We start from the raw sequence: 11,858 nt of genomic DNA, 5'->3' as shown, positions 1-11,858 counted from the left end.
CGTCTGGACATGGTAATTTTCGACGAGCAGCCCGCGCGCCATCAGTTCGCGGTGCCCCGGCAGCTTTTCGAGCAGCCCCTTCGGGAAGCTCGCGATACTCTGTTCCTGATCGGTGACGATCATCAGGATGTTGAGCTTGCGCCCGTCCGCCGCGGGCGCGCCTGCCCGCGCGCCGGATGCCGCGAGCGCCCCGGCGCCGCCCAGGCCGCCAACGAATGTACGGCGGTCAACAGTCCAAACCATCTCGGGGCCTTTCCATGTCCAATCGATGCGGTGCCTAGAAGCGCAGGACGGCTTCCAGATTGACCGTCCGCGGCGGGTTGATCATCACGACATGGCTGTTCCCGCCGAGCAGCGGCGTATTGATCGCCTGGCTGAAGGTCACCTTGTTCGTGAGATTGCGCCCGACGAGCGCGAGTTCCCACGCGCCATCTTCCTTCCGGATCGCCAGGCGCGCATCGACCTTCGCATAGCCCGCCTGCGCATTGAGCGGGTTCATGTCGCCCTGCAGATACGACGTCGAAGTGTAATCGGCGGCGGCGCGGGCGCTGACGATCAGGTCGCCCGCCACCGGCACGTCGAACTGCACATATCCCGACGCCTTCCATTCGGGCGCGCGGGTCAGGCGCACGCCGGCGAGGTTGTTCGTCGCGGGCGTACAGGTCACCGGCGCGTCATAGAGGCAGGGGCCGCCCGGATAATCGTTGTATTTCGCGTCCAGATATGCCCCCGTGGCGCCGAGGCTGACGACCGAGCTCGGCCGGTAGCGTGCCTCGACCTCGACGCCTTGCGCGGTCGCCTTGGCGGCGTTGCCGGTGATGAAGGCCGTGCCGTTGTACGAGGACACCTGCAAATTGGCGAAGCGCGTCCGGAACAGCGCGATGTCGAGGTCGAGCCTGCGGTCGAACAGACGCATTTTCGTGCCGAGCTCCCATGCGCGCGCGCGCTCGTCGTCGAAGTCGAAACGACCATTGTTGTTGCGGATATTATAGAGGAGCAGTCCGTCGTTCGACAGGAACCCCCCGCCCTTCGTGCCCGTCGCATAGCTGACATAGGCCGACACCGCCGGGCTGAATTCGTAGCGGAGGCGGAGCGAATAATCCCAGAGCTTCTCGGTCCGGCTGCCGCTGATGTCGAAATCCAGATTGTTCGCGGGGATGCGCGGCCCGACATTGGTGCTGGTCCCGCGCGCATCCTTCTTTTCATGGCTATAGCGCAGGCTGCCGCCGAAGGTCAGCGCATCGGTCAGTTCCGCCTCGACGATCGCAAAGGGCGACAGCGACCAGGACGTCTGGCTGAAACCGCGCGTCCCTTCGGCCTGCGGCAGCGTCGCCCCCACCAGATTGCCGTTGTAGCTGACGAGTTGCAGAATATCGAGGTCGGCGTCGGTATAGGTCGCGCCGAACGCCAGGTTGATGCCCGCCGCGACGTCGCGCGAAACGCGCAATTCCTGGAAGAACTGGCTGCTCTCTTCGGCCTGCAATGTGTTGAGCAGGTTGATCGGGCCGGGAATGGTGTTGAACGTGCGCTCCGAATCCACCGCCTGATAGGCGGTGATCGAGGTGACCGACCAGTCGCCCGGGGTCCAGGTCATCGTCATCGCGCCGGTGCGCGATTTGGTGACATCATATTCCCTGGGGAAGCCGCGGCTGAACCGCCAGAAACCGGGCTTGTCCTGCGCGTCGGCGCCGCCGCTGGCACCCCGGATGACATTGCACAGGTTGCAGTTCGGGTTCCCGATATTGTTGTACACGGCGTTCGACCCGTTGATCTCGTTCCGGAACCCTTCGGCCTTGAGCAGGACTTCGAAATCCTCGCTCGGCTCCCACAGCAATTGCGCGCGCCCCGACCGGTATTTCGACCCATTGTCGTCGAAGCCCGTCAGCCGGTTTTCGATATAGCCGTCGGCCTGTCCGGCGCCGCCACTCAGCCGGACGCTCAGCGTGTCGCTGATCGGTCCCGAAAGATAGCCGCTGAAATTCATGCCGCCCTCCGCCAGTTCGGTGCCGGCACGGAACTCGGCTTCGAAGTCGCGGGTCGGGCGGCGTGTCACCATGCTGATCGCACCGGCATTGGTGTTCTTGCCGAACAGCGCCCCCTGCGGTCCGCGCACGACCTCGATACGCTCGACGTCGAGGAACGGCACCTGCAACGAACGCGCGCGGCTGGAATAGACACCGTCGACGAACAGCCCGACCGATTGCTCGAACGCCAGATTGTTCGCGCCCGACCCGAGCCCGCGGATGGTGATCGCGTAATTGCCGTTGGTGTTGTCGATCTGGAGGTTGGGAACCGACGACTGGAGATCGGTGAACAGGCGCTGGCCCTGTTGCTCGATCGCGGCGCCCGTCACAACGCCCACCGAAATCGGCACTTCCTGAAGCGTTTGCGGGCGGCGCGAGGCGGTGACGATGATGTCTTCGCTGCCCGCCGCATCGGTCGTCCCGGTCGCTTCGACCTCCTGCGCCGCCGCCGGATGGGCAACCGCGATCATCAAGCTTCCGGTGGCGAGCGCCGTCAAGGCCCGGTGGTGGCGTGTCATCCCTCTCTCCCATGTTCACGGCCGGCGTCCCCGGAGGCGCTTTTCGCCCCTCGACTCCGCGGCCCTTCCTATTATGTATCAACTGATATATTTTGAGATCGTGAAAATCAATAGTATTCTAAGTATTTTCTCAAAGGGCGCCGAAAGCCCGATATTCTGCCGGAAATCGGATGTTTGCCAACCCGTGGGCATTTGCTTTACGCACGGCGGGTTCGTTGCAGCAAAGAGCTTTGAGGTTGATCATGACCATGGGAGATTCGGTCGAAGGGCCCGTTGCACAGCCCGGAAGAGACGCTGTGTCGAACACGTCGCGCAAGGGCGACCAATCGCGCCAGCGCATATTGGACGCGGCGCTGATCGAGTTTGGGGCGGCGGGTTTCAAATCCACGACCACGCGCCGCATCGCCGAACGGGCGAATACGACGCTTCCGCCGCTGAACTATTATTTCGGCAGCAAGGAAGGGCTATATCGCGCGTGCGCCGGGGAGATAGTCGAGCGTTTCGAACGCGCGAACCATGACGCCGTGGCCGGCGCAAGGCGGACCATCGCGTCGACATCGGGCCCGGAAGAGGCGCGCGGCGCACTCAAGAAGCTGATGGCCGCATCGGTGGAACTGATATTGGGTAACGAGACCTATGGACTCGGCAGCGGGATCATCGCCCGCGAACTCGCCGAGCCGGGTCCGGCCTTCGATATATTCTACGTTCGCCTGTGGTTGCCCGGCATCGAACGCAACGCGCGGCTGATATCCCGGATCAAGTCGGAGCCCGGCGTGTCGGCCGAATCGCGCGTGCAATCGATATTGCTCGTATCGAGCATCCCGTCGCTCCATACCCGGAGGAAAGTTGCGCAAAAGGCGATGGGCTGGTCGACAATCGGCGCCGCGGAACTGGCTCTGGTCACGAAAGTCCTGCATCTCCAGATCGACCGGATCTAAGCTCGATGCGGGCCAGCGCAAAGTCGCTGGTTCGATACGCTATCTGATGGAGGGTGGTGGACAGGGCTGGATTCGAACCAGCGTACGGAAACCCGGGCAGATTTACAGTCTGCTGCCTTTAACCACTCGGCCACCTGTCCATGGGGTCCGCTTTGGGAAGCGGTCCAATGGCGAAACGAGGCTTGCCTGTCAATGCCAGTCATGGGAAAGGCCGCGCGTTATGAGACAATTTTCCCGCCATCGCCGCCCCGCCAGTCAAAACGCGCGCGGGCAAGCCATTCGCTTCTGGGGCCGCCACGCCGTTCTGGCCGCGCTCGCCAACCCCGAACGCACCGTAAAGCGCATCTGGGGCACCCGCGAAGCGCTCGGCCAGCTCGACCTGCCGCCGGTGATTCCGATCAGCTACGCCGAGGTTACCGACCTTGCGCGACTCGTCGCGCGCGACGCGCCGCATCAGGGACTGGTGATCGAAGTCGACCCGCTCGAGGATGTTTTTCTCGGCGACCTGTTGCAGCAAGAGGTCGACGCCGACAGCAAGCGCCCGCTCATCGTCCTCGACCAGGTCACAGACCCGCACAATATCGGCGCGGTGCTGCGCTCGGCCGCGGCGTTCGACGCCGCTGCCATCGTCACGCAGGATCGCCACAGCCCGCCCGAAAACGGCGTCATCGCGCGCTCAGCGTCGGGCGCGCTCGAAATCGTGCCGTGGATCCGCGTCGTCAACCTGTCGCGCGCATTGGAGGAAATCGCCGAAGCGCAATATTGGCGCATCGGCCTGATGGGCGACACCGAAACGACGCTCGGCTCGGCACTCGACGGCAGCCGCGTCGCGCTGGTGCTGGGCTCCGAGGGCGACGGGATGCGCCACAATGTCATGGAGCATTGCGACGTGCTGGCAAAGCTGCCGATCTCGCCGCGCATGGAAAGCCTGAATATCTCGAACGCCGCGGCGATCGCGCTCTACGCGGTGGCGACGGCGGCAAAATGATCGTCGCCCCAGCGAAAGCTGGGGCCGCTATCGTTCATCGGGAATGCAAGCGATCCCGGCTTTCGCCGGGATGACGTGATGGAATCAATCCTCCGCGGCGATCCGCACCTTCAGCCCGTCGAGCGCCTCGCTGAACGGAATCTGGCACGACAGGCGCGAACCCTCATCGCGGTCGGTGGTCGAATCGAGCAGGTCGTTCTCGTCCTCGCTCATCGCGGGCAACTGGTCGGTCGCGCCGGCCTCGACATGGACATGGCAGGTCGCGCACGAACAGCAGCCGCCGCACAGCGCGAGCAGTTCGTCGAACCCGGCGTCGCGGATATTCTCCATCACCGTCAGGCTGGTGTCGCCCTCGATCTCATGTTCGGTCCCGTCGCGCGTCACGACAATCAGCTTGGCCATGCTAGTCCCCATATCTTCGATGTTGGTGGCGCTATGTCGCGCGTTGCTTGTCAAATCAAGCGTTGCTATTGGCGACCGACGGAACAAAAGGAGAATATACGATGGGCCTCAGCCAGCAGCAGCTGAACGCGGGAATCGACGCACTCGCGGCGAATGATTCCAATTTCGCGCGCGCGCTCGGCAACGTCGGCTATCCCGAACCGCGCATCCGCGCGCGCGGCTATGCCACGCTGCTCCGCACGATCGTCGGCCAGCAGGTCAGCGTCGCCGCGGCCAACTCGGTCTGGAACAAGCTGGAGGCGCAATTTGGCGAGGGCTGCCCCGCCGAGACGGTCGCCGCCGCCGACTTCGACACGCTGCGCGCCTGCGGCCTGTCGGGGCAGAAACAGGGCTATGCCAAGAGCCTCGCGCAGTTGATCCTCGACGGCGAGCTGAAATTCGACGCCCTGCCCGCCGACGACGAAGACGCGATCGCGCTGCTCACCAAGGTCAAGGGCATCGGGCGCTGGTCGGCCGAAATCTACCTGTTGTTCGCCGAAGGGCGCCCCGACATCTGGCCCGCCGGCGACCTCGCCGTGCAGGAAGCCGTCGGCCGCATCCTCCAGCTTGGCGCACGGCCAAGCGAAAAGGCCGCGCGCGAACTAGCCGAACCCTGGCGCCCCCATCGCGGGGCGGCCGCGATCTTCAGTTGGCACTGCTACAATATGGATGTGATTTGAGAGAATGATGCAAGTTACCCCCACTCTCGTCATTGCGAGGAGCGAAGCGACGCGGCAATCCAGAGTCGCGTAACCCGCCCTGGATTGCTTCGCTTCGCTCGCAATGACGATTAAACGGTAATGCCTGGCATCCATGCAAACAAAAAGCCGGGTGGAGCATCCTCCACCCGGCCTTTTTGTCGAACGTCAGCCGAAGCTTATTTCTTCGCCGCGGCCTTCTTGGCCGGAGCCTTCGCAGGCTTGTCTTCGGTCGCCTTCGCCGGAGCAGCCTTCTTCGCCGCAGCGGGCTTTTCTTCCGCCTTCTTGGCGGGAGCGGCTTCGGCCTTCTTCGCCGGCGCCTTCTTGGCGGGGGCTTCGGCGGCTTCTTCGGTCACGTCGGCCTTCTTGGCGGCCGGCTTCTTTGCCGCCGCCTTCTTGGCCGGCTTGTGGTCGTGATCATGGTCGTGACCACAGCCCGGGCCATGGACATGGCCGCTGTCGTCGTCGGCTTCGATCGCGGCTTCGATCTCTTCGCGCGTCACTTCGCGGTCGCTGATCTCGGCCTTTTCGAACAGGAAGTCGACGACCTTGTCTTCGTACAACGGAGCGCGAAGCTGCGCCGCGGCGAGCGCGTCCTGCTGGACATATTCGATGAAGCGCGTGCGGTCTTCGGGACGGTACTGCTGCGCCGCCTGTGCGATCAGGCGCGACATTTCCTGGTTCGACACCTGGACGCCATGCGCCTGGCCGATTTCCGACAGGAGCAGGCCGAGGCGGACGCGGCGCACCGCGATCGAACGATAGTCGTCACGGTCGTTCTCGAGTTCGGCCTTGGCCGCTTCGGGATCTTCCTCGTGGCTGACTTCATGCTCGAGCTGCTGCCAGATCTGCGCGAACTCGGCTTCGACCATCGTCGGCGGCACTTCAAAGCTGTGCGCGGCGGCGAGCTGGTCGAGCAGCTTGCGCTTCATATAGGTGCGCGTGAGGCCGTTCAGTTCCTGCTCGACCTGATCCTTCATCAGCTCTTTGAGCTTGTCGAGGCTTTCGAGGCCCAGCGTCTTGGCGAAATCGTCATCGATCTTCGACGCGGCCGGAACCTTCACTTCCTTCACCGTCACGGCGAATTCGGCGGGCTGGCCCTTGAGGTCCGCGACCGGATAATCGTCGGGGAAGCTGACCTTCAGTACCTTTTCGTCGCCGACCTTGGCGCCGACCAGCTGGTCTTCGAAGCCCGGGATCAGCTGGCCCGAACCGATTTCGACCGCCATGTCCTCGCCCGTGCCGCCGTCGAAGGCGACGCCGTCGACGCTGCCGGCGAAGTCGATGATGACCTGGTCGCCCGTGGCGGCCTTCTTGGTCTTCGGCGCCTCTTCGAAACGCTTCATCTGCGCGGCGAATTCTTCGATCTTGGCCATCACGGCCTTGTCGTCGGCGGGAACGGTCAGGCGTTCGAGCTTCAGACCTTCGATCGACGGCGCCTCGATGTCGGGCAGCACTTCCAGGCTGACGGTCAGCTCGGCGTCCTGGCCGGCTTCATACCCTTCGTCGAGCGCCACGGCGGGCTGCAGCGCGGGGCGAAGCTTTTCTTTCACCATCAGGTCGCGCACGCCGGCGTCGATCGCCTTGTTGAGCGCATCGGCCGACAGCGCCGGGCCGTGCATCTTGCGGATCAGGTTCGGCGGAACCTTGCCAGGGCGGAAGCCGGGCATGCGGACGGTCGGGGCGATGCTCTTCACCTCGTCGTCGACGCGCGCGTCAATATCCTTGGCGGTGATGGTCACGCGATATTCGCGCTTCAGGCCTTCGTTCAGCGTTTCGACGGTCTTCATTGCCTTGGTCTTATCCTTGCTCAAAATCTCGTATCGAACCCCGCCAGCGCGGCGGAGTTCCCCATGATCCCGGCCTGCATTGCAGATTGGTGCGGGCGAAGGGACTCGAACCCCCACATCTTGCGATACTGGTACCTAAAACCAGCGCGTCTACCAATTCCGCCACGCCCGCAGGTGTTTTCGGCCGGGTGCACGAAATCGCGCGCTGCCGCGCACGCCCGTGCGGGCCGCGCGGGGCTATAGCAGACGCGCCGCCGAGGGCAAGGGCACAAAGCCCCCTGTTCCGCGGGCGGAACATGCTTGGCGTCCGTTCGTTGGTTAACTCAAGGAGAGTGACAATGACCAACGCCGCCGACCCGCTTCCCAAGCCCAAGCCCGACACGATCGAACCCATGGCGCCGCCCGAACAGCCAGTGCAGCCGACCCCGGTCGAAGACCCCGCCGGCCAGCCGATCGAAATCCCCGGCCGCCCCGGCGGCGGCGACATCGACCAGCCCGGCCGCGGGCCGGACGAGGTGCCGCCCGACCAGATTTGAACCGGTTCTCGAAAATTAGCTTACTAACCACTTGACCGGTCGTCTCCCCCGCAGCCAACGTGGCGCCGGGGAGAGAAAATATGAAATACGTCACCGCCGCCATCGCGCTGTTCCTGACGACCACCGCGCCCGCCACCGCGCAGGACACCATGCTCTACCGCGGCGGCCCGATCGTTACGATGGACGGCGACACCCCGCAAACCGTCGAAGCCGTCGTCACGATCGGCGACCGCATCGCCTTCGCCGGTCCCGAAAAACAGGCCCGCCAAGCCGCCGGCAAAGACGCCGCGATCCACGACCTCAAGGGCGCCACGCTGCTCCCCGGCTTCATCGACGCGCATTCGCATTTCACCGTTGCGACAATGAGCGCAGGCGGTCTCGATCTTCGCGACAAATCGCTTGGCCCGATCACCGACATCGCCGGCGTCTCCGCCGCGATTCGCAACCATCTTGCGCACAACCCGGCCAAGCCCGCCGGCTGGACGACCGTGTGGCAATTCGATCACGAAACGCTTGCCGAAAAACGCTATATCACCCGCGCCGAACTCGACGCGATCGCCCCCGACCGCCCGCTCGTCGTCCTCCACGTCTCGCTCCACGGCGCGGTCGCCAACAGCGCCGCGCTCAAAGCCGCGGGGATCGACGAGGCCACGCCCGTTCCGCCCGGCAGCATGATCCTCCGCGATGACGCCGGCAAGCTCAATGGCGTATTGCTCGAAAAGGCGATGTTCCTGATGCTCGCCAAAATGCCGCAGCCGACCGCGGAGCAGAAACTCGCCGCGCTCGATGCCGCGCAGAACGCCTATTTCGCCGAGGGCTATACGCATGCGCAGGACGGCGCCACCCTGCCCCACGACGTCGCCTTCCTCACCTCTCCGCAGGCGCGCGAACGGCTGAAAATCGATCTCGCGCTCCTCCCCTTCTCGACCGGCCTCGACGCCCTGCTCGCACAGCCCGACCTCGAATTCGGCACATACCAGGGTCATGTCAAACTACAGGGGATCAAGTTCGTTCTCGACGGATCGGTGCAGGCGCGCACCGGCTATTTCACCCGCGACTACAAGCGCGGCAGCCCCGAAGGCCATCACCCCTGGCACGGCGACCCCGTCCTCTCCGAAGCCGACTTCATCGCGCAGGCAAGCAAGGCGAACGACCGCGGCTGGCAACTCTTCGTCCATGCCAATGGCGACGCCGCGATCGACATGGCGATCCGCGGCTTCGATGCGCTCGGCATCAAGGCGGCCGACGACCGCCGCCCGGTCGTGATCCATTCGCAGTTCCAGCGCCGCGACCAGCTTCCCGCCTACGTCCGGATAGGGGTTGGCCCCGCCTATTTCTCGAACCATGCCTGGTATTGGGCCGACGTCCACCGCACCAACTTCCCGGCGGAAGTCGTCGATTTCATCAGCCCCTTGCGCTCGGCGCGCGCCGCGGGGCTCACCCCGTCGAACCACAGCGACTACAGCGTCACCCCGCTCGACACGCGCTTCATGCTCTGGACCGCGATGGCACGCGCCTCGCCCACCGGCGTCGTCAGCGGCCCCGAAGAGCGGCTGAACGCCTATGAAGCATTACAGGCGCTCACCACCGGCCCCGCCTGGCAAATCTTCGAAGAAGAGCGCAAGGGCCGCATCAAACCCGGCCTGCTCGCCGACTTCGTCATCCTCGACAAGAACCCGCTGACGACGCCGGTCGACGGCATCGGGGACATCAAGGTCCGCGAAACGATCAAGGAAGGCCGCAGCGTCTGGCGCGCGAAGCCCTGACCCTATATCGTCGAGCCACGTCAAAACAGGAGGATTCGTCATGCGTCAGGGTTTGGCTCTTTTGCTTGTCGCCGCAGCGCTCCCCGCGCCGGCCCTGGCCCAGAACGCACCCGACGTCGCCGATCTGGTGGGCGCGCGCGGCGCGGGCGGCGAGACGCAGCTTCTCGCGCGTGGCTATGAAAGCCGAATGTCGAATCTGGTCGGCGACACGCGCTATGTCTTCTGGTGGAATGCGCGCACTGGCCGCTGCATCTCGGTCGCAACGATGGACGGACGCTATTCGGCGATCAATGCCGTTCCGGCCGCGAATTGCGACAGCGGTCGCAGCGCCGGAGAGGATGCACCCCCCGTCGATCATCATCAGCCCGCCGCCGATGCGGGCTATCGCGACCCCGGCTCACTCGTCCTCGTCTGTTATGGCGCGGGCACGCGCCCCACGGTCCAGAACAACCCGCGCTACAGCTGGAACCCCCACAACCACCAGTGGGAATGGAGCAACGAGCTCAGCAACAGCGCGCAGGGCTTCAACAGCGACGTCCAGATCGAATTATATGGCGATCAGGGCCGCATTCACCTCGGACCGAAACTCGTCGCCCCGATCCACAGCGGTGACGATCATGGTTGGTGGGACCTCGACAATCTGGTGGTCATGCCCGACCGCATCACTGCCAGCTACCGCATCAACGGCCTCAACAAACCGAAACTGACGGTCGATCGCCGTTCGGGCCGGATCACGATCAATGCGATCACCAACTTCTCGGGCCAGTGCGACAGCGGCGATTGGGGTGCCGGGCAACGACGCTTTTAGGGGGCAGCTTTTAAGGAACGACGCGCTTCGCCGCGACCTCGTCCAGCATCGCCTTCAGCGCAGCCGCATCGTACCAGCGCCCGTTCGCCATTACGCCGAGCGGCGTCCGCAAAGTCGCGGGCCTCTTCAGCGGATTGTCGGCCACCAGCAACAGGTCGGCACGATAGCCCGGCGCGATCACTCCGAACTTCGCCGCCCCCGGCACCGTCTTAGCGATGAATTCGCCCGGGTAACGCGTCGCCGCCGACAGCGCCTGCCAGGGCGTCAGCCCCGCCGACAGCATCGCATCGATCTCGCCGTGCAGCGCAAATCCCGGCACCAGCCCGGGAATCGTCGGCGCATCGCCCCCGGTGATCAGCGGCACGTCCGCGTCCGCCATCGCCTTCACGAAGCGCGCCTCGAACGCCACGCGCCGCGACAGGTCGACCGCCCTTTTTTGGTAGGATGACCGCGCCCAGTCGATCCGGTCGCCGGGCGAAAGATAGCGCGCCTCGGGCGCCGCCAGATAGGATTTCACGACCTCGGGCTTGCCGAACTGCGCCGCGATCGCGCGATAGGTGAACAGGTCCGACGTCACAAACGTCCCGTGCGTCTTTACCAGCGCGATCGCATCGGCGATCCGCGCGTCGGCCGGCAGCGCCTGCTGATCATCGGCGGGCGGCTCGGGGAAGAAGCCGCTAAAGAATTCCTCGACATGCGCGACCATCGCCTGCCCCGCCGCAATCTGCTTCGCAAGGCCCACCGCCGCGACATTATGTCCGGCGACGCCGATGTCCTGCGCCTTCGCCTCGTCGGCCAGCGCAGCGAAGGCGTCGGCCGACAGGTTCGTATAAACCTTGATGAAGCTGTAGCCGTTGGCCCTGGCAATCCCGACGATCGCGCGCGCGTCTGCCGGCGTGTCGATCACCAGATGGCCATATTGCGGGTTACCGTCGACCGCGAGCGCGGTGAAAATCTGCGGCCCCGGCACCTCGCCGCGGTTCACCGCGATCCGCGTCCGCCCGGCAAAGGCGTTGGTCGACTCGCCCATATTGAGCATCGTCGTGACGCCGTTCGCGAGCAGCAGGGCAAGGTCGTCGCGGCTCGTCACATGATTGTGCATGTCGGCCAGCCCCGGCACCAGCCACGCGCCCTTGCCGTCCACCACCGGCGTCCCCGCGGGGAGCTTCGCCATGATCCCGATGCTCGCGATCTTGCCGTCGGTGACGATTACCGTCGTGCGCGGGATCACCCGCTCGCGGTCCATCGGCACGACATTGACGTCGGTGAAGACGATCGTCTCCGCCCACGCGAGCGCCGCGCCGGCGACCAGCAGCCAGAGGGTCAGGAGCGCGCGAAGAGCCGCGCGCAT

The 11,858-nt window shown here is 64.8% G+C and carries 11 protein-coding genes and 2 tRNA genes; 6 read left to right on the top strand and 7 right to left on the bottom strand.

Going from position 1 to position 11,858, the window contains the following annotated elements:
• Positions 1–243 (bottom strand): hypothetical protein (locus ACREBX_RS05350; RefSeq protein WP_431560719.1); only part of this gene is annotated, 243 nt, incomplete at its 3' end.
• Positions 244–277: 34 nt separating this feature from the next.
• A complete protein-coding gene (locus ACREBX_RS05345) occupies positions 278–2,542 on the bottom strand; it encodes a TonB-dependent receptor (RefSeq protein ID WP_431560718.1) in 2,265 nt (754 codons plus the stop codon).
• A gap of 242 nt (positions 2,543–2,784) precedes the next feature.
• Here ACREBX_RS05345 and ACREBX_RS05340 point away from each other — a divergent pair, with 242 nt between their 5' ends.
• Complete coding sequence (locus tag ACREBX_RS05340) at positions 2,785–3,480, top strand: CerR family C-terminal domain-containing protein (protein ID WP_431560717.1); 696 nt, start codon at positions 2,785–2,787, stop codon at positions 3,478–3,480.
• Positions 3,481–3,534: 54 nt separating this feature from the next.
• On the opposite strand, the gene ACREBX_RS05335 is transcribed toward ACREBX_RS05340, so the two are convergent.
• A tRNA-Tyr gene (locus tag ACREBX_RS05335) sits at positions 3,535–3,620 on the bottom strand.
• An 80-nt stretch (positions 3,621–3,700) separates the two neighbouring features.
• Between ACREBX_RS05335 and rlmB the strand changes: the two genes are divergently transcribed.
• Complete coding sequence (gene rlmB / locus ACREBX_RS05330) at positions 3,701–4,468, top strand: 23S rRNA (guanosine(2251)-2'-O)-methyltransferase RlmB (RefSeq protein WP_431560716.1); 768 nt, start codon at positions 3,701–3,703, stop codon at positions 4,466–4,468.
• 84 nt (positions 4,469–4,552) lie between these two features.
• On the opposite strand, the gene ACREBX_RS05325 is transcribed toward rlmB, so the two are convergent.
• Positions 4,553–4,870, bottom strand: coding sequence for a 2Fe-2S iron-sulfur cluster-binding protein (locus tag ACREBX_RS05325; RefSeq protein ID WP_431560715.1), 318 nt, complete (start codon positions 4,868–4,870; stop codon positions 4,553–4,555).
• Between the two features lie 101 nt (positions 4,871–4,971).
• Between ACREBX_RS05325 and ACREBX_RS05320 the strand changes: the two genes are divergently transcribed.
• Entirely contained in the window at positions 4,972–5,589 is a 618-nt protein-coding gene (locus tag ACREBX_RS05320; RefSeq protein WP_431560714.1) for a DNA-3-methyladenine glycosylase family protein, read from the top strand.
• Positions 5,590–5,786: 197 nt separating this feature from the next.
• On the opposite strand, the gene tig is transcribed toward ACREBX_RS05320, so the two are convergent.
• The gene (tig, locus tag ACREBX_RS05315; protein ID WP_431560713.1) at positions 5,787–7,397 is read right to left on the bottom strand and encodes a trigger factor; all 1,611 of its coding nucleotides are present in this window, start codon (positions 7,395–7,397) and stop codon (positions 5,787–5,789) included.
• Positions 7,398–7,484: 87 nt separating this feature from the next.
• A tRNA-Leu gene (locus ACREBX_RS05310) sits at positions 7,485–7,569 on the bottom strand.
• 166 nt (positions 7,570–7,735) lie between these two features.
• On the opposite strand from ACREBX_RS05310, the gene ACREBX_RS05305 reads away from it, so the two are divergent.
• From ACREBX_RS05305 to ACREBX_RS05295, 3 genes are all read left to right on the top strand, one after another.
• Complete coding sequence (locus ACREBX_RS05305; protein WP_431560712.1) at positions 7,736–7,933, top strand: hypothetical protein; 198 nt, start codon at positions 7,736–7,738, stop codon at positions 7,931–7,933.
• A gap of 80 nt (positions 7,934–8,013) precedes the next feature.
• On the top strand, positions 8,014–9,699 hold the full coding sequence (locus tag ACREBX_RS05300; protein WP_431560711.1) for an amidohydrolase: 1,686 nt from the start codon (positions 8,014–8,016) through the stop codon (positions 9,697–9,699).
• A gap of 40 nt (positions 9,700–9,739) precedes the next feature.
• Positions 9,740–10,507, top strand: a complete 768-nt coding sequence (locus tag ACREBX_RS05295) for a hypothetical protein (RefSeq protein WP_431560710.1) — start codon at positions 9,740–9,742, stop codon at positions 10,505–10,507.
• A 10-nt stretch (positions 10,508–10,517) separates the two neighbouring features.
• On the opposite strand, the gene ACREBX_RS05290 is transcribed toward ACREBX_RS05295, so the two are convergent.
• Positions 10,518–11,858, bottom strand: a complete 1,341-nt coding sequence (locus tag ACREBX_RS05290) for an amidohydrolase family protein (RefSeq protein WP_431560709.1) — start codon at positions 11,856–11,858, stop codon at positions 10,518–10,520.

It is taken from the genome of Sphingopyxis sp. (assembly GCF_050725655.1).
Lineage (GTDB): Bacteria > Pseudomonadota > Alphaproteobacteria > Sphingomonadales > Sphingomonadaceae > Sphingopyxis.
This window is presented reverse-complemented; position numbering and strand designations above follow the sequence as displayed.